Source organism: Corynebacterium testudinoris (assembly GCF_001021045.1).
In the GTDB taxonomy this organism is placed as follows: Bacteria; Actinomycetota; Actinomycetes; order Mycobacteriales; family Mycobacteriaceae; genus Corynebacterium; species Corynebacterium testudinoris.
The window spans coordinates 1,628,252-1,646,613 of sequence record NZ_CP011545.1; the positions used below are offsets into that span (position 1 = coordinate 1,628,252).

The window sequence follows — 18,362 nt, forward strand, 5'->3', positions numbered from 1 at the left end:
GGCCCCCACTCTAGTTGGTCACGCCACACTATTCACATCAGCCACACCGGAAACTGTGACTCTTCCCGTCCGAATATTCGTCAAGCCTAGACGCCTGACTTGCGGACGTCGCCGACATTTCCTTCCACGACGACATCCGCCGCGTCTCGCCCGAATACCCACAACAGCAGCTCCCCCACGTCACCACTGACCCTGACCACGCCTTCTCCGTTGTCGGCCACCCCACGCTTGTCGGCGCAGACGATCCGCTCCCGACCGATCGGAGACAACACAACGGGAACCTCCGAGTTCTTGAGCAATCGAGGAGCCATCATATTCAGCGAGCCATACAGCTCGTCGTTGACGGCCTCACTGAAGTCACGCTTTTCATAGGTGCTACCTCCGCGGCGGACGTCCTCATGATGGATGAAGTGCTCGGTGGTGTTCATCAGGCGATCCGCGTAACGCGCGGGGCTCAGGCGACCAGGCCCCGCAGCCCACTCCCCCACGATGTCCTCATAGGGCCGCTGTTCGACGGCCTCGGTGGTTTTCTCCAGCTGCCCTTTGAGCAGGGGAACGAACATGCCGGCTGCGGCCAGCGGGCGGTGTTCGCGGATGAGCAAGTGGGTGGCCAGATCCTTCGTGGTCCACCCCTCACACAACGTCGGTGCATCAGGCCCGAGCTCGAGGAACAAATCGGCAAGATTGCGGCGTTCGGTGGCAGAAAAAGTCATGCACCCCAGCATAGTGCTGGGGTGCATGACGTGGATGGTGTCTGACTACAGGGACGGACGTGCGGAGGCGTGGACCTCGTCGTCGTCAATGTGATCGTCGATGTCGGAGGACATCGGCACGACCGTCGGCAGGATCATCGGGGCACGACGCCACTTCTGCTCCACGAAGCGGGAGACCTTGCGGCGCAGCTGCTGAACCATGCGGTACGGGTCGTTTTCACCCTCAGCGGCCAGATCGTTCATGGTGTTTTCCACCAATTCCTTGACCTCCGGGGTGATACCGCGATCATCCTCGGAGAAGCCCTTGGTCTCCACCTGCGGCGACTCCATGAGACGACCTGTGCGGTTATCAATGACGGCGGTGATGTTGATGAGGCCACCGGAGCCGAGGCTCGTGCGATCAGCCAACACGTCCTCGTCGACCTCACCCATGGTGGTGCCATCGACGTAGAGGTTACCCACCGACATCTGGCCGACCACGCGAGCCCGGCCATCGACCAAATCGACGACCACGCCGTTCTGAGCGAGGACCACATTGTCGCGGTCGACACCAGTGGAGATGGCCAGTTCCTTGTTGGCACGCAGGTGGCGCCACTCGCCGTGCACCGGCATGGCGTTCTTCGGGCGGGCAGCGTTGTAGAGGAACAACAACTCACCGGAGTAGCCGTGGCCGGAGGTGTGCACCTTGGCATCCTTGCCGGTGACCACAGTCGCGCCGATCTGGGCGAGCATGTTGAGGACACCGAAAACGGCTTCCTCGTTGCCCGGCACCAGCGACGAGGACAGGATAATGAGGTCGCCATCACGGACCGTGATCTGGCGGTGCTCACGGCGGGCCATGCGCGACAGCGCCGCCATCGGCTCGCCCTGGGTACCAGTGGTGATGAGCATGACCTTGTGCGGCGCCATCTTCGCGGCGTCGTCCATGGAGACGATCGTGCCGCGCGGGGCCTTGAGGTAGCCCATCTTCTCGGCGATCTCCATGTTGCGGATCATCGAACGACCATTGAAGGCGACCTTACGGCCAGCAGCAACGGCGGCGTCGACAGCAGCCTGGACACGGTAGACGTTGGAAGCGAAGGAAGCGAGAATAACGCGCTGCTTAGCTTCGCCGACCAAGCGCTTGATCGTGGGCGCAACTTCGGCCTCGGAGCCCGACACACCCGGGGTGGTGGCGTTCGTCGAGTCGCAGAGCATGAGGTCCACGCCCTCGTCGCCGAAGCGGGACAGAGCCGGCAGGTCGGTCGGGCGGCCATCCGTCGGGGTCTGGTCGAGCTTGATGTCACCGGTGTGAATAACCAGGCCAGCGCCGGTCTTGATGGCCAGACCGAGGCAATCCGGGATGGAGTGGTTGACGGCCCATAAACGGATGTTGAACGGTCCGCGGTTCTCGTTGGACTGCTCGTTGACCTCAATCAGCTTCGGACGCTGACGGTGTTCCTTGCACTTAGCGGCAATGAGCGCAGCCGTGAAGCGGGACGCGAGAATCGGGATATCCGGGCGCAGCTTGAGCAGCCACGGGATAGCCCCAATGTGGTCCTCGTGGCCGTGAGTGATCACGAGCGCGTCGACGCGGTCGAGGTGCTTTTCAATCGGACCGAAGTCCGGCAGGATCAAGTCCACGCCGGGCTCGCCGGAAGACGGGAAGAGCACACCACAGTCGACGATGAGGAGTCGGTTGTTGTACTCGAAAACGGTCATGTTGCGGCCGATCTCGGAGATACCACCGAGAGCGTAGATACGCAGGCCATTCTTCGGAGCCTTCGGCGGCTCCGGGAGGCGCTTGGTCAGGTCCGGACCCTGCATGGACTTGACGACGTTGCGACGCCCGCGTCCACCCTGGTTGCCTCCGCCCTGGTTGGCTTGGCTGCCATTGCCACCATTGCCACCGTTGCCATTGTTGGCGCCGCGGGAACGCCCGCCGCGGCCATTGCGCTTGTTCGCGCTGCGGGAACGATTGCCACCCCGATTGGTGTCACCGTTGTCCGTCGCTGCCGAGTTTCCTGCGTTTCCTGCGGATTCGGTAGCGGCAGCGGTGCTGCCCTTCGTTTCCGAGGTCGGTGCCTGAAAGACCGGTGATGCAGCGGAATTGTCGTTCTGTTGTCCGCTCGTGGCCTCCGGCGGGCCCGCCTTGCGGGTGACCTTCCGGGAACGATTACGGGATTCAGTCATATTTAAAGGACTCCAGCCTTCTTCATGTCGCGGCGAAGTTCCTCGACCTCCTTATCGTCGAGACCGACGACCGGAAGACGGGGATCCCCCACCTCAAAGCCCTGCAGACGCAGGGCAGCTTTTGCCATACTGGCAGCACCCAGGCGAGCCTGAGCAGCAACCAGCGGGGCCATAACAGTGGCGTTGATTTCCCGCGCACGGGCGAGGTCGCCTTCCTCGAAACTTGTGTGTAGCTCACGCAGAGCCGCGGGGCAGGCGTGTCCCACCACGGAAACGAAACCGGTGGCGCCGATAGACAGCCATGGAATATTCAGCGGGTCATCTCCGGAGTAGTACGCCAGCCCCGTCTCTTGGATGAGCACAGCAGATTCGGCCAGATTCCCCTTGGCGTCTTTGACTCCACGGATAGTGGGGAGCTCCGCCAGACGGCGAAGCGTGTCCGGCTCGATCGGGATGGATGAGCGGGGAGGAATGTCGTAGAGGCACACCGGTAGATCGGTGGCTTCGGCGACAGCCTTGAAGTGCTGGTAGAGGCCCTCTTGGCTGGGCTTTGAGTAGTACGGGGTGACCACGAGGAGCGCGTCAGCGCCCGCCTCGGCGGAAGCCCGCGCCAGCTCGATGGAGGCGGCGGTGTTATTGGTACCGGCCCCGGCGATGAGCTTCGCTCGGTCGCCCACCTCTTCCTTCACTGCTTTGAGTAGGTTCAGCTTTTCGGCGACTGTCGTCGTCGGGGACTCCCCGGTGGTTCCCGCAAGAACCAGCGCATCCAGCCCATTGTCGACCAGGTGCGCGGCAAGGCGTCGACCAGCATCGATATCTAAAGCGCCGTCCTGGTCAAAGGGGGTGACCATCGCGACGCTGACGGTTCCGAAGATCTCGGCTCCGGTCTTCGCTGTCAAAGCTGTACTCATGGATGACAAGGATACCCGCTTGGGCTGCGATCTGGCGCATCGACTCCGCGGGCCCAGACAGATTTGGGGCGGAATGTGCTAGAGATCGGTAGCGTAGGGGCTAACAGCCATCTCGGAGCCATCCGCCAGCGTGGAAATCTGGAAATCGGAAAACAGCACCGGAGATTGACTTCGCAGGACCTTGAGGCAGGCGACCGCCAGCGCCCGGATCTCGACGTCGGCATGCTCGGTAGCGCGCGCGCCAATGAAGTGGCGCCACGTCCGGAAGTTGCCTGTGACGACGATGCGTGATTCCGTGGCATTCGGCAGCACCGCCCGGGCGGCCTGCCGGGCTTGCTTTTTGCGCAGGAGAGCGTTGGGCTCTCCGTCCAACTTCTCCTCGAGGGCGTCGAGAAGCTCTTGATAGACAAACCGTGACTCATCGACGGCGTTGAGCACCAACTGCCGCAATTGCGGGTCCTCCGCGACCAGCGGAGGAAGGACCACCTCGGCCTCGTCGGTGTGGACGAATCGCTGCGAAAGCTGCGAGAAACTGAAGTGCCGATGACGAACGAGCTCATGGGAGGCAGAACGGGACAGACCCCGGATGTATAGAGTCGCCGTCGCGTGCTCCAGCAACGCCCAATGGCCTACCTCCATGATGTGGCGCAGATACGCGTCATTGGCGGCAGTGCGGGGATTGGGTTTAGCAAAGGACTCATAACACGCCCGCCCGGCGAACTCGACGAGCGCCTCGGTGTCTGTTGCTTCCGCATCGGCGGACCACTCTACGCCCGCTGGTTGGAAAAACTCAGTGGCGGCGATCAGCTGGACATCCAGCTCAACTGGCTTAGCCACGGCTTAGAGCCCCAGGTAGGAATCGAGTCCAACGGTCAAACCCGCATGGGAGGCAACCTCCCGCACGCCGACCAGCACCCCGGGAACAAAGGACGTCCGGTCATAGGAATCCTGGCGGATGGTCAGCGTCTGTCCCTGGGCACCGAAGATGATGTCCTCGTGGGCGACCATGCCGGTCATCCGGACGCCGTGCACCCGCACTCCGTCCACGTCCGCGCCGCGGGCACCCTCCAGCGGCTGATCCGTCGCATCAGGAATAGGCCCCAACCCCGCGTCCTTACGCGCAGCGGCAATCCCCTGCGCCGTATGAATAGCCGTGCCGGAAGGGGCATCAAGCTTGTTGGGATGGTGGTACTCAACGACCTCAGCGGAATCGAAGAAGCGCGCGGCCTGCGCGGCAAAGTTCATCGCCAGCACGGCTGAGATAGCGAAATTCGGGGCGATGAGGACGTTGCCTGCCCCCTCCTGCGCACACCACGCCCGGACCTGCTCCAGACGGTCCGCGTCAAAACCCGTCGTGCCCACCACCGCATTGATGCCGTGAGAAATGCAAAACTCAAGGTTGCCCATCACCGCACCAGGAGTGGTGAAATCCACGACCACCTCCGCGCCATTGTCCACCAACACCTGCAGGTCATCGCCCTGATCAACAGTGGCGACGAGCTCCAAATCCTCCGCCGCATTCACCCCATCACACACCGCCGAGCCCACTCGCCCGTGCGCCCCCAGTACTCCGACCTTGACCGTCATGCCTGCCTCCTGAGCTTTAAGGAATATCTGCCAGCCCCCTAGTCTAGGCGCGCGCCGATACTCTGGTGACATGCGCATCAACATCACCAGCATCTACGTCGACGACCAGTCCGCCGCCCTCAGCTTTTACCGAGACGTCCTCGGTTTCCATGTGCTTCACGACGTCCCCGTCGGCGACAGCTCTGCACGGTGGCTCACCCTCGTCTCCCCCACGCAACCCGACGGCCCCGAACTTCTTTTGGAACCCATGGGGCACCCCGCCGCCAAGACCTTCACCGAGGCCATCTACGCCGACGGCATCCCCTTCACCCAATTCGCGGTAAAAAATGTTCGCGCAGAGTATCAGCGTCTGACGTCTCTAGGCGTAGAATTCACCATGGAGCCGACCGAGGTGGGCACCGAAACCATCGCGGGGTTCGATGACACCTGCGGCCACTACATCCAGCTGATCCAGGAGCACTAGCCAGGAGCCTCTAGGCTAGAAGCATGATGTTACCTAAGCGCCTCACGTCCCTGGCCACCGTCGCCGCGCTTTCGCTAGTCCTGGCCGCGTGTAGTGACAACACCGGTGACACCGGTATGCCGCCTGTGGCGATGGAACAACCAAGCGTCGAGTCCCTCCCGGCCATCACTACGGAACTAGGTCCCATTCCCGTGGGCCAAACCAACCGCGCTGACCGGTGGCGCGATCCCTCCCCCAACTCCGAACTGATGGTCACCGGAGTCAGCCTGGAAGATCACGCCGACTACGAGGCGCTCATCTTCCAACTCTCCGGACAAGGCGTCCCCGGCTGGTTCACCTACTCCACGGCAGAGCCGACCGAGCAGGCGACCGGCAATCCACTCGAATACCAGGGCAATTGGGCACTTCAGGTTTTGATCATCGGCACCCCCTACCCCACCGGTACGGAGCGCGACGCAGAAATGCTGGCTCATGGGGTCTACCCCGGTGGCAGCGTCGTCCGGAGCGTCGACTTCGTCGGCGTCGTGGAAGCACAATCCCAATTCATCATCGGGCTCGATGAGGATACGAAGTACCACATCACGTATGACCGGGAATCTAACCAAGTCATCGTGGAGTTTCTCAAAGAAGACCAGCAGTAGCGCGGGCACCCAACGAAAAACAAGGCCCGCGAGCCCCAGGGGACTCGCGGGCCTTGACCCATGTCGGTGAGGAACCTAGTTGTCCTCGACCGGAGCGAGGGAGATCTTGCCGCGGTTGTCGATGTCAACGATCTCGACCTGGAGCTTGTCGCCGACGTTGACCACGTCTTCGACCTTCTCCACGCGGGTGTCGCCACCCAGCTTCGAGATGTGAACCAGACCGTCACGGCCCGGGGTCAGGGAAACGAACGCACCGAACGGAACGGTCTTGACCACGGTGCCAAGGAAACGCTCGCCGACCTTGGGCAGCTGCGGGTTAGCGATGGAGTTGACGCGCTCAATGGCGGCATCGGCAGCTTCGCCGGTGGTGGCGGAGATGTAGACGGTGCCGTCGTCCTCGATGGAGACATCAGCGCCGGTCTCTTCGGTGATGGCGTTGATGGTCTTGCCCTTCGGGCCGATGAGCTCACCGATCTTGGACACGGGGACCTTGACGGAGGTGATCTTCGGGGCCAGCGGCGACATCTCGTCGGGGCCGTCGATGACCTCAGCCATCGTCTCCAGGATCGCGGTACGCGCATCCTTGGCCTGCTCGAGGGCGTCGGACAGCACCTGCGACGGGATGCCGTCGAGCTTGGTGTCCAGCTGCAGGGCGGTGATGAACTCGGAGGTGCCAGCGACCTTGAAGTCCATGTCGCCGAACGCGTCCTCGGCGCCGAGGATGTCGGTCAACGCGACGTACTTGGTGTCGCCGTCGACCTCGCCGGAGACAAGGCCCATGGCGATGCCAGCGACGGGAGCCAGGAGCGGCACACCGGCGTTGTACATCGACAACGTCGAGGCACAGACGGAGCCCATGGAGGTAGAACCGTTGGAACCGAGCGCCTCAGAGACCTGGCGGATGGTGTAGGGGAAGTCCTCGCGCGACGGGATCACCGGCAGGAGGGCGCGCTCAGCGAGGGCACCGTGGCCGATTTCGCGGCGCTTCGGGGATCCGACGCGGCCGGTCTCGCCGGTGGAGTACGGCGGGAAGTTGTAGTGATGGATGTAGCGCTTGGCCTTCTCCGGGGACAGCGAATCGATCTGCTGCTCCATCTTGAGCATGTCCAAGGTGGTTACGCCGAGGATCTGGGTCTCGCCGCGCTCGAACAGCGAGGAGCCGTGGGCGCGCGGGATGAGTTCAACCTCGATGCCGAGGTCACGGATGGCGGCGACGCCGCGGCCGTCGATGCGGAAGCCCTCGGTGAGGATCTTCGTGCGGACGATGTTCTTCATCACGGCGTTGAATGCGGCGCGGATTTCCTTGACCGCGTTCGGGTCATCGCCGAAGTTGCTGATGAGCTGTTCTTCCACCTCGACCATGTAGTCGTTGGCGGCGTCTTCGCGCTCGTGCTTGGCCTTGATGGTCATGATCTGACCGAGCTTGCGGGAGGCCTTCTTCTCCACCAGGGCGTACACGTCATCGGTGTACGGCGGGAAGAGGGGGAACTCGCGGGTGGCCTTGGCGGTTTCCTTGGCCAGGCCAGCTTGGGCCTTGCACAGGATCTCGATGAACGGCTTAGCAGCCTCGAGGCCTTCGGACACGGTGGATTCGGTCGGCGCCGGAGCACCGTTCTTGACCAGTTCGAAGACGTTGTTACCAGCGCCGGCTTCAACCATCATGATCGCGACGTCGTTGAACTTCTTGTTGCCCTTCTTGCGGGTCACCATGCGGCCAGCGACGACCATCTCGAACACGCAACGCTCGCGCTGCTCCTGGTTCGGGAAGGCGACCCACTGGCCCTGCGGGTGCTTATCATCGGCGATCAGCGCCATGCGCACGCCGCCGACGGGGCCGGATACCGGCAGGCCTGAGAGCTGGGTGGCAGCGGAAGCGCCGTTGATGGCGACGACGTCGTAGTAATCCTCCGGCACCTGAGACATGACGGTAATAACGACCTGTACCTCGTTGCGCAGACCCTTCACAAAGGTCGGGCGCAGCGGGCGGTCGATGAGACGACATGCCAGGATCGCGTCGGTCGACGGGCGACCTTCGCGGCGGAAGAAGGAACCGGGGATGCGACCGGCGGCGTACATCCGCTCCTCAACATCCACGGTGAGCGGGAAGAAGTCAAAGCCCTCGCGGGGCTGGTTGGATGCTGTGGTGGTGGCCAGCAGCATGTTGTCATCATCCAGGTAGGTGGTGACGGATCCGCCGGCCTGGCGCGCGAGCTGGCCAGTTTCGAAGCGGATGGTGCGGGTACCGAAGTCCCCGTTATCAATGGTCGCGACCGCCTCGGTCACGCCGAATTCCTCGTCAACGTTGATTTCAACGTTTGCCATATGTGCTTTTCTCCTCTTGGGGTAGTGCTCGGCGATCGTCGGTGCCGCCGGTTTAAGCTGTCAAATGCAACGAGTATCTACACTAGCAGGCATGTCAATGTTGGTGTTGTGGGCGTTGCCCACCATCGTCTGGCTGGCGGTGCGGCGCTTGTCTGCCGAGGCGCGCCAGCTGTGCGGAATGGTCGTTCCAGCACCCCGGTGGTGGGCCGTTGCCGCAGGAGTTGGAGCGCTCTCGCTCCTCATTGGCGCGGGCATCGTGTCGTTGCTTCCCGACGCCGCCGTCGCCCACTCCTCCACCCGCATCATCGGCGTCGCCAGCGCCCTCTCGGTCGCCGCAGCCGCCATCGGTGAGGAAATATTCTTCCGCGGCCTCCTCCAAGGGGCCCTCGCCCGCTGGCGCGGTCCGAGGTTCGCATTGTGGGGGCAGGCGGTCTTCTTCCTCCTCCCTCACCTCGCCCTTTTGCTTATCGACGCCCGCTTGTGGCCGCTCTTGCCCGCACAGTTCCTCATGGGCGTCCTACTTGGCGTGTTGCGGGAAAGGTCTGGCTCCTTGTGGCCGGCCGCACTCGCCCACGTCATCACCAACGTGGGCACCGGCTTACTCATCGCGGCGTGAGAATCACTGAAGCCCGCCCCGCCGTAAACGGCGGAACGGGCTCGCAGTAAAAGTTGTGGACGCTCTTAGCGACGCAGGCCCAGACGGGCGATCAGGTCACGGTAGCGGTCGATGTTGTTGGCTGCCAGGTACTTCAGCAGGCCACGGCGACGGCCGACGAGCAGCAGCAGACCACGACGGGAGTGGTGATCGTGCTTGTGGAACTTCAGGTGCTCGGTCAGGTCGTTGATACGCTTGGTGAGCATTGCCACCTGTGCCTCGGGGGAACCGGTGTCGGTCTCGTGGAGGCCGTACTCCTTGAGGATTTCGCTCTTCTGTGCAGAAGTCAGTGCCATGATGATTCTCTTCTCGTTGTTTCAGTCCACATGAAATGTCCCGGTTATCCGGGCGGCGCGACTGCTGTGAACCGCAGTCATGATGAGCCTCGGGGTATGTTACCGGCCAGCCCGGCCCGGGGCCAAATCCCTCATCGCCTCCGGGCATCGCCCAGCAGTCTCTGGCCCGGCTGTGGCTTCCACGTGGGACAGCCACGGTAATCTCAGTGCCATGCTCACCTTGAACACCGATCAGCTATCTCCCGGCGTGACCGTCGAGGTCCGGGACGAGGAGTGGCTGGTCACCCACGTCAGCCGTGCCAAGGACGGCTTCAAACTCCGGGTTCGGGGTTTGTCGGAATACGTCCGGGACACCACCGCCACCTTCTATACCGCTTTAGATCGGGTGACGGTGTTCGATCCGACACAGGTGACCGTGGTTCCTGATCATTCCCCGGGCTTCCGGCATTCCCGCCTGTGGATCGAGTCGACCCTCCGGCAGACTCCCCTGCCCCTGTATCAGCGCGAACTGTCGGTGGCGACCCGGATGCTTGCGGACCCTTTGGATTACCAGTTAACGGCGGTGCGCCGGGCGCTCTCCGATGACAAATCCCGGCCCAGGGTTCTCCTGGCCGATGCCGTCGGTCTGGGCAAGACTCTGGAGATCGGCATGATCCTCGCGGAGCTCATCCGTCGCGGTCGCGGGGAACGCATCCTCGTGGTCACTCCCAAGAGCGTGATGGAGCAGTTTCAGCAGGAACTGTGGACTCGGTTCGCCATCCCGCTGGTGCGCCTGGATTCCACGGGCATCCAGCAGGTTCGTCAGAGTCTGCCGGCTTCCCGAAATCCATTCACATATTTCCCTCGGGTCATTGTGTCCTTGGACACGCTGAAGTCCCCGAAGTACCGGGCCCAGCTGGAGAAGGTCACGTGGGATGCGGTGGTCATCGATGAGATCCACAACGCCACCAATGTGGGCACCCAGAACAATGAGCTGGCGCGGACACTCGCACCGACGACCGAGTCCTTGATCTTGGCCTCGGCCACCCCACACAACGGTGACCCGAACTCTTTTAAGGAGATTCTGCGTCTGCTGGATCCCCTGTCCGTGCTTCCCGATGGTTCCATCGACCCGGACGCCGCCCAGCGCCTGATTATCCGCCGACACCGCCACTCCCCGGAAGTGGCTCAGGTGGTGGGAGCCAAGTGGGCCACCCGCCAGGAGCCGCTGAACATCCCGGTGGATGCGTCCCCCGAGGAGAATGCGGTCGCCCGGGAGCTCCATCACACGTGGACCAACCCAGGGTCTCACGCCCCATCAGGAGACCGACTCTTCCCGTGGACTCTGGTCAAGGCCTACCTATCCTCGCCTGCCGCCCTCGCCGAGACCGTGCGGGGTCGGCTGTCCCGCATTGCCGACGGCCCGTCGCCGGAGCGCACCGCCCTGGAGCACCTGACCGACCTGGCGGCGCGCATCACCCCGGAGAATTCGGCGAAGTACGCCGCGCTTGTCAACTACCTTGCGTCGATAGGCATTTCCAAGAAGTCCCCGACCCGGGCGGTCATTTTCTCAGAGCGGGTGGCCACCTTGCACTGGTTGCAGGACAACCTCTCCCGGCACATGTCCATGCCGAAGGGGGCGGTGAAAGTGATGCACGGCGGGCTGTCTGACACCGAGCAGATGGCGCTCATCGACGAATTCAAGCGGGAGGACACCCCACTGCGGATCCTCGTCACCGGCGATGTCGCGTCCGAGGGTGTGAACCTACATTCGCAGTGCCATCACCTGGTCCATTACGACATCCCGTGGTCGTTGATCCGGATCCAGCAGCGTAACGGCCGGATTGACCGTTACGGGCAGACGGAACATCCGCAGATCACCACTCTTCTGCTCGATCCTGCGGATGAGAACGCGGTTGGCGAGCTGCACGTGCTCACCCGTCTCATGGAGCGGGAGCACGAGGCCCACGAGATGCTCGGCGATGCGTCGTCGTTGATGGGCAAGCACAGCGTCAACGGTGAGGAGGATGTCATCAGGGAGGTGCTGCAGGGTCTGCGAGATTTCGATCAGGCGGTGGCCACCCCGGCTGAGGTCCTCAGTGGTGCGCACGCACGTCAGGCAACCACCGGCGACGATCCGCTCTCCACCAGCCTGGACGTCGATGCCATGCTGGCGATGTGGGGCATGGGGCCGGTAGACGCAGTGGACGATCTCACCCCCGCATCCACCGCTTCCTCTCCGCTCGACACCGAGCAGGCCCCGCACCGTGACAGCACGTATTCCCGGGAGATCGACTATCTGCGCGATGCACTCAACGAGGCCTTCCATGATGTTCCCTCGGCGTCGATTACCCGCAATGGCGTCGGTTTCATCGAGCACCCTAACCACGTCGCGGAGCTGACTCCCCCAGACGATCTGTGCCGCCGGCTGGATTACCTTCCCCAGGACTACGTGTCGTACCGCAAGGTCAAAGACACGTTTCTGCTTGCCACCACCGTGGACCGGGGAAAGGAGCAACTCAAGGCCGCCCGAGAAGGAGACTCCCAGAAGTCCTGGCCGAAGGCCCATTTCCTGGGCCCGCTGCATCCCGTGTCGGACTGGGCATCTGACCGGGCCTTGTCCTCGATGGCCAGACGCGAGGTCCCGGCAGTAACCGGCAGGGTGGACGCGCCCACGGTCCTGCTCATCGGCACGCTGACGAATTCCCGCGGCCAGGTGGTCACGCGCGCTTTTCTCACGGCGACGGAAGGCCCGTTCGGGCCGACCCCACCCGAGGGCATCCCCCGTACCACGGTGGAGACAATCCCCGATCTCGTGTCCTGGTTGGAGGGCATTGATTTCGGCGCCAGGGCGATCAGCACCGGGGCATGGACTCTTCCCGCAGGGCTCGACGACCTATTCGGGGCCGCCGCCACCGAGGCGACCAGCCACATGGACCTCATCCGCCAGTCGGCCCATGATCGGGCCGTGGAGCGTACCGAGCAGTGGATGGACCGGTACTCTGCCTGGTCTGCCACTGCCGCCCATACCCCCGCTTCGTCGCGGGTGGTCTCGCGGACTGTGCCGCTGATCGATCAAGAACGGGCCTTGTTGCAGTCGCTCACCCCCGAACGCACCCTCATCCGGCCATTATTGGTCATCGTCCCCGCATCCGCGCAGGAAGGTTAGGCCGCCATGGCAGCTTTTGATTCCATCATCAACGTCGAGGAGTGGATCAGTGACCATTTCCTCACCACCGACGAGACCAAGGGTGAGTCCTTCGGCAAGCGAGTGGCAGACCGCATCAAAGAATGGAAGGCCCTGGAGAAGGAGTCAGGAGCGTCCCCGTACACCCGATTCACGTCCCAGCATCAGGCGCTGCAGCTGGCGCTGTCGACGCTGGATCCGCACAGCCCCACCGGGCCAGAACAGATCGATGAGGTTCATCGTCTTCTTGCCCAGTCCCTCGGCTACCCCGCTGCCTCGACGGTGACCACCCACCGCGGATCAGACACCCTCACCTTCCGGGCGAGTGCTTCCCCGACTGGGAGCGTGACGGTGATCGCGGCAGATCCCATCGCCGGGCCGGAGGACGTCTCCTCCACCCCTGCCCGGGGCGAGATTCTGCTGGGTGACAAGCCGCACCCGTTACCGGCAGCGAAGCTGGTCAGCGAACTGTTCCTTGCAGAGAACCCTCCCGCGATGGTGCTGATGCTGGCAGCTCCGTGGGTGATCCTGGCGGAACGAGAGACATGGCCTTTGGGCCGGTTCCTGGCGATCGATCTAGGGTTGGCCATCGAGCGCAATGACCTCAAGTCCAAGGGGGAGATGCAACGGGTGGCCGTCTCCCTGTCCAGGGAGAACACAGAGCGCGCCGCGGACGGGACCACCTGGTGGGCGACAACGATCGAGCAGTCCCAGCAGCATGCGGTAAAGGTGTCCGCAGAACTCCGCGGGTCGGTCAAGGCCTCGATTGAGATCATCGGCAATGACGTATTAGACCGGCACCGCGACCAAGGTCTGCCCATCGACAGCATCGACGGCAATGAGCTGGCCAAGCAATCCCTGCGTTATCTCTACCGCATCCTGTTCCTGCTGTTCGCGGAGGCTTCCCCGGAGCTCAACATCCTCCCCACGGGTACTCAGGAGTATGACGAGGGGTACGGCCTGTCGCGGCTGCGGGATCAGATTCTCACCGAGCCGGTGACTGAACGGGCCCGCCGCGGCACGCACCTCTACGAGAGTCTGGCCCTGTTGTTCCGGTTGGTGGATCAGGGCCACGATCCGCTGGATCCCGCCCATCCGGGCTTTGACCCCGGCGCAGGCGAGGAAGGGTTGCACTTCCGCAATCTGTCCGCGGATCTGTTCCGGTCCCAGGCGACGTCGCTTATCGACGCAACCGGGTTGTCCAACCACGCCCTGCATCGAGTCCTCGAACACCTCCTGCTTACGCGCAAGCGCCGTGGTCAAGAGCGAGGTTTCATCTCCTACGCCACCTTGGGTGTCACGGAGCTGGGGCAGGTGTACGAGAGCCTGATGTCGTACACCGGGTTCATCGCACAGGAAGATCTCCTGGAAGTCGCCCCGAAAGGGGATGCGTCCAAGGGTTCGTGGGTGGTCCCGGAGTCGCGCACCCGTGATCTTCCGGGGGATTCTTTCGTGCAGGAGGAACGTCCTGCCGTGGACGGCGGCACCGAACGGGTCAATCGGAAGCACCTAGCCGGATCGTTCGTGTTCCGGCAGTCCTCCCGTGACCGGGAGCGTTCCGCGTCCTTCTACACCCCACAGGTGCTGACGGAGTTCACCGTCGGTCAGGCCGTGGACGTGCTTCGTGAGGAGGGGCGGATCGCCACCTCCGCGGACATCCTCACGTTGAGCATCTGTGAACCGGCGATGGGCTCCGGCGCGTTCACTGTGGAAGCTGTCCGACAGCTTGCCGAGCTGTACCTCACGCTCCGCGAGAAGGAGACGGGCGAGCAGGTTCCGGCGGAGGCTCGCACCGTCGAGCTGCAGAAGGTCAAGGCACATATTGCCCTGCACCAGGTGTACGGCGTGGACCTCAACCAGACGGCGGTCGAGCTGGCCGAGATTTCCCTTTGGCTGGACACGATGACGGCTGACCTCAAAGCCCCCTGGTTCGGCCTTCACCTGCGCCACGGCAATTCCCTGGTGGGTGCGCGGAGGGCGACGTACGCCGCGAAGGACCTGAAAACGAAGGCATATTTGTCGGAGATTCCGCAGCACCACGGTGTCAAGTCAGTGGCCCAGTCCATCGCGGCGGGTGAACCCGATGTGGCGCTAAGTTCCCGGATCCACCACTTCCTGGTTCCCTCCAAGGCCTGGGGTGCCGCCGCCGATGCGAAAGACCTCAAGGACATCGCTGGCGAGGAACAGAAGGCGCTGAAGAAATGGCGCACGTCCATGCAGAAGGGCCTTAGTGCATCGCAGTTGAAAGACTTGCAGGCTATTTCCCGCCAGGTGGAGCGCCTGTGGCAGTTAGCCCTGGTGCGCCTGCGGATTGCCGAAGACCAAGCACGCCGGGAGATCTCGCTGTGGCGCACCGATTCCCCGGCAGCTGCGAGGAACACCACCCGTGAGCAGATCGAAAAAGAACTGTTTGCGAACAAGGCCGGCGCATACCAGCGGCTCCGCTTAGCGATGGACACTTGGAATGCAATGTGGTTCTGGCCACTGTCAGAGGTGCATGTCGTCGACGGTGAGGCTACGAACCTTCCTGACATGAACGAGTGGATTGCCACGATGCACGACATCCTGGGTATCCCGGCCATTGGCAAGCCACGCTCCGCGAACCAATACACCCTGGGCTTTGATTTGGTGTGGGATGAGCTCGATGCCGTAGAGAATTTAGACATCGAGCTGTCAGGTGCGAAGGCCCCAGAACGCCTGGCGGAACTGCACCCCTGGCTGAGTGTCGCGCGGCAGGTGGCCAAGGAGCAGGCATTCTTCCACTGGGATCTCGACTTCGCAGCGGTGATGTCCCAGGGTGGATTTGATCTGCAGGTGGGTAACCCTCCGTGGGTGCGACCGAGGACGGACGTGGACGCTCTGCTGTCAGAGCATGACCCGTGGTTCAACTTGGCGAATAAACCGACCCAGGCCCAGAAGCGCGAGCGGCGAACACTCCTTGCCGAGGTACCGGAAGCCAAGGCGACCCTCACCAAGGGAATCGGTGAGACTGTCGCCATCGCTGCAGTCCTCGGTGACGTGTCCACGTATCCGCATCTACGCGGCCAGCAACCTGATCTGTACCGCGGTTTCATGGAACGCACGTGGGCCAATGCATCGGATGCCGGCGTGGTCTCATTGATCCACCCTGAGTCTCATTTCACTGAGAAGAAGGCGGCGTCTCTGCGAAGTGGTGCCTATCGGCGTTTGCGCAGGCACTGGCAGTTCATTAATGAACTGAGTTTATTCGATGTCCACAATCTTGTTTCCTATGGCGTGCACATCTACGGCAATGCTCGGACATCGCCGATCTTTCTGAATGCATCCAGCCTGTATCATCCCCAGACCGCGTTGGACTCGCTTGATCACGACGGTCTTGGACCATTGCCAGGTTTGAAGGATGACAATTTTAATTGGGACTTACGACCTCACCGCGACCGCATCATCGAGGTAAATGAGCACGAACTCGCTGTCTGGCGATCGATCCTCGAGGATCCCAGTACCCCGCTCCTGGAGACTCGCATGGTCTATACCGTCAACAGCGAGGCCGCTGCCGTCCTGGAAAAGCTCGCGAAAGCTCCCCGAATGAGGTCCCTCGGACTGCAGTTCTCGCGTGGCTGGGATGAGTCAATCGACAAGAAGAAGGGCTACTTCGATACCAGCTGGCAACACCCTCAATCTTGGAACGATGTCATCCTCCAGGGCCCGCACCTCGGTGTCTCGACCCCGATGATCAAGCAGCCCAACCCTTCATTGAAGAGTAATAAGGACTGGGTTGACGTTGATCTGGAAGCGATGCCTGACGACTTCATACCTGCGACCGCCTATTTCCCAAATCGCGCCGATAATAGTGATTATGACAGTCAGTATGGGTGTTGGGACACGCCAAACGGGCCTGTTCCAATAGCCTCGCAGTATCGGGTGGCTTGGCGAGAATTCGCGGCTACAACGGGGTTCCGCACCCTGCATCCGGCGCTCATCCCGCCCGGCGCTCGCCACATTCATGCTGTTAACTCGTGCAGTCACCCGTCGTCTTTTGTGGCGTTGTGTGCCGCTGGAGGGTTTTTAAGTAGCTTGCTTTCGGACTACTTCGTGCGATCGGCTGGTACCGGGCACATTTTCAACGACATTGTCAGAGGCCTACCTTTTGCCAACAATTCCGGACTTGGGCAGCGCATTGCCGAAGATTTCCTCAGGCTTAATGGTATGACAAGGGCATATTCATTATTATGGCAACAAGTTACGGGGAAAGAATGGACTCCTTCAGCTCCTGTCAGGGTAGCCCTGGAACGTGTGATGGTACAACTTAAAATAGATGTTTCAGTTGCGCTTGCTCTTGGGGTAGATGTGGAGGAACTGTGCATGATTTACCGGACCCAGTTCCCCGTCATGCGGCGGTACGATGTGCAGAACCTCTATGACGCGAACGGCCGTCTGGTTCCGAAGCATATTACAAAGGCGGAACTGGGATCGATGAATGCCCAAAGCTTGCGCACAGATGAGCGTACTTGGAAGCATCCACAATCGGGCGCTCACTACCTTTACGAATATCCGTTCAAAGCCCTCGACCGCGAAATCGAGTTCAGGGCCGCATTCAAAACATTGACGGGTTAATCCTTCAGCTTCTCTAATCGGAGGTACGTAGCCCTAATCTCTGCCTCTCGGTCAAGCATGCTGAACGGGAGCGCGAACGTGTATTCACGAGTGGATTGGGGATGTGCCCACTTAAGCTCGTCCGTCTCCATCGACTCGGGCTCACCAAGCTTTCTCCACTGTGTGAGAATCTCCTTCGGCACCCTTCTGCCGTTGGCATCGTATCGATCTTCCATGTCATAGCGCCGCATAACGGGGAACTGGGTCCGATAAATCATGCACAGTGAATCGGCGGTGATTCCTAAGGCCGCAGCAATTGCCGCGTCAATTTCTATTTGTGCAATTTGTCGATCTCGGCTGATTCTGATAGGCGTTCGTGCGGACCAGGAGTCGCCAGTTAGTTCTTCCCACATCTCAGAAAAGGCAGACGTCAGGCAGTTAAGCTCGGCAAATCTCCTGATTGCGAACTCACTAGATTCAATTGGGTATCCAGGAAGCCCTTCGATGAATGCTCCACGCAGGTGCTTCCCGACTGTGGATCGGGCGACGAAATCTACAATTATGGAACTGAGAAGGGCGCCTGCTAAGGCCACGTCTTTCAAGTTTTCCGGCTTGCCTCCTGACATCACCAAATCCACGTGCGCAGTATTTCGAGGGACAATTGCTGGATATATTGTTCTGTAGCCAGTAGTTGCAGCCATCGTTCGCCAGGCGATTCGGTATTGGGAAACGACGGGAACTGGACCGTCAGGGGTATTCCAGTGCCCGTATTGAATGTCATAATCACTATTAAAAACCACTCGCACGGGTATCGCGCCGCGGCCGAGGCTCACTCACTCCCACATCCTGCACCGATAGACTAGG

General features: G+C 61.8%; 13 protein-coding genes. 5 read left to right on the forward strand and 8 right to left on the reverse strand.

From position 1 onward, the window contains the following. Nucleotides 1–86 precede the first annotated feature (86 nt). The 5 genes from CTEST_RS07855 to dapB form a co-directional block, all read right to left on the reverse strand. Nucleotides 87–713, reverse strand: a complete 627-nt coding sequence (locus CTEST_RS07855) for a TIGR03085 family metal-binding protein (RefSeq protein WP_236686060.1) — start codon at nucleotides 711–713, stop codon at nucleotides 87–89. Nucleotides 714–758: 45 nt separating this feature from the next. Beyond that, on the reverse strand, nucleotides 759–2,885 hold the full coding sequence (locus CTEST_RS07860) for a ribonuclease J (RefSeq protein WP_047253276.1): 2,127 nt from the start codon (nucleotides 2,883–2,885) through the stop codon (nucleotides 759–761). A gap of 2 nt (nucleotides 2,886–2,887) precedes the next feature. Next, on the reverse strand, nucleotides 2,888–3,796 hold the full coding sequence (dapA, locus tag CTEST_RS07865; protein WP_047253277.1) for a 4-hydroxy-tetrahydrodipicolinate synthase: 909 nt from the start codon (nucleotides 3,794–3,796) through the stop codon (nucleotides 2,888–2,890). A gap of 78 nt (nucleotides 3,797–3,874) precedes the next feature. Beyond that, nucleotides 3,875–4,633 (reverse strand): FAD-dependent thymidylate synthase, encoded by a 759-nt coding sequence (thyX, locus tag CTEST_RS07870; RefSeq protein WP_047253278.1) that lies wholly within the window; start codon nucleotides 4,631–4,633, stop codon nucleotides 3,875–3,877. A gap of 3 nt (nucleotides 4,634–4,636) precedes the next feature. Continuing rightward, complete coding sequence (gene dapB, locus CTEST_RS07875) at nucleotides 4,637–5,383, reverse strand: 4-hydroxy-tetrahydrodipicolinate reductase (protein WP_047253279.1); 747 nt, start codon at nucleotides 5,381–5,383, stop codon at nucleotides 4,637–4,639. 70 nt (nucleotides 5,384–5,453) lie between these two features. Here dapB and CTEST_RS07880 point away from each other — a divergent pair, with 70 nt between their 5' ends. Both CTEST_RS07880 and CTEST_RS13080 read left to right on the forward strand, forming a co-directional pair. Next, nucleotides 5,454–5,846, forward strand: a complete 393-nt coding sequence (locus CTEST_RS07880; RefSeq protein WP_047253280.1) for a VOC family protein — start codon at nucleotides 5,454–5,456, stop codon at nucleotides 5,844–5,846. Between the two features lie 23 nt (nucleotides 5,847–5,869). Continuing rightward, the gene (locus CTEST_RS13080; protein WP_052844327.1) at nucleotides 5,870–6,487 is read left to right on the forward strand and encodes an AMIN-like domain-containing (lipo)protein; all 618 of its coding nucleotides are present in this window, start codon (nucleotides 5,870–5,872) and stop codon (nucleotides 6,485–6,487) included. A 75-nt stretch (nucleotides 6,488–6,562) separates the two neighbouring features. Here CTEST_RS13080 and CTEST_RS07890 read toward each other — a convergent pair whose 3' ends face one another. Then, entirely contained in the window at nucleotides 6,563–8,809 is a 2,247-nt protein-coding gene (locus tag CTEST_RS07890) for a polyribonucleotide nucleotidyltransferase (protein WP_047253281.1), read from the reverse strand. Between the two features lie 91 nt (nucleotides 8,810–8,900). On the opposite strand from CTEST_RS07890, the gene CTEST_RS07895 reads away from it, so the two are divergent. Then, the gene (locus tag CTEST_RS07895; RefSeq protein WP_047253282.1) at nucleotides 8,901–9,425 is read left to right on the forward strand and encodes a CPBP family intramembrane glutamic endopeptidase; all 525 of its coding nucleotides are present in this window, start codon (nucleotides 8,901–8,903) and stop codon (nucleotides 9,423–9,425) included. Nucleotides 9,426–9,490: 65 nt separating this feature from the next. Here CTEST_RS07895 and rpsO read toward each other — a convergent pair whose 3' ends face one another. Next, the gene (gene rpsO / locus CTEST_RS07900; RefSeq protein ID WP_047253283.1) at nucleotides 9,491–9,760 is read right to left on the reverse strand and encodes a 30S ribosomal protein S15; all 270 of its coding nucleotides are present in this window, start codon (nucleotides 9,758–9,760) and stop codon (nucleotides 9,491–9,493) included. A gap of 211 nt (nucleotides 9,761–9,971) precedes the next feature. On the opposite strand from rpsO, the gene CTEST_RS07905 reads away from it, so the two are divergent. Then, nucleotides 9,972–12,908, forward strand: coding sequence for a DEAD/DEAH box helicase (locus CTEST_RS07905; RefSeq protein ID WP_047253284.1), 2,937 nt, complete (start codon nucleotides 9,972–9,974; stop codon nucleotides 12,906–12,908). A 6-nt stretch (nucleotides 12,909–12,914) separates the two neighbouring features. Then, nucleotides 12,915–17,519: a DNA methyltransferase gene (locus CTEST_RS07910; protein WP_047253285.1), complete on the forward strand. Its 4,605-nt coding sequence runs from the start codon at nucleotides 12,915–12,917 to the stop codon at nucleotides 17,517–17,519. On the opposite strand, the gene CTEST_RS07915 is transcribed toward CTEST_RS07910, so the two are convergent. After that, nucleotides 17,516–18,199 carry a hypothetical protein gene (locus tag CTEST_RS07915; protein ID WP_144413249.1) on the reverse strand — a complete coding sequence of 228 codons (684 nt, stop codon included), beginning with the start codon at nucleotides 18,197–18,199 and terminating at the stop codon, nucleotides 17,516–17,518. The two genes, CTEST_RS07910 and CTEST_RS07915, sit on opposite strands and share 4 nt — an antisense overlap. Between the last annotated feature and the right edge of the window lie 163 nt (nucleotides 18,200–18,362).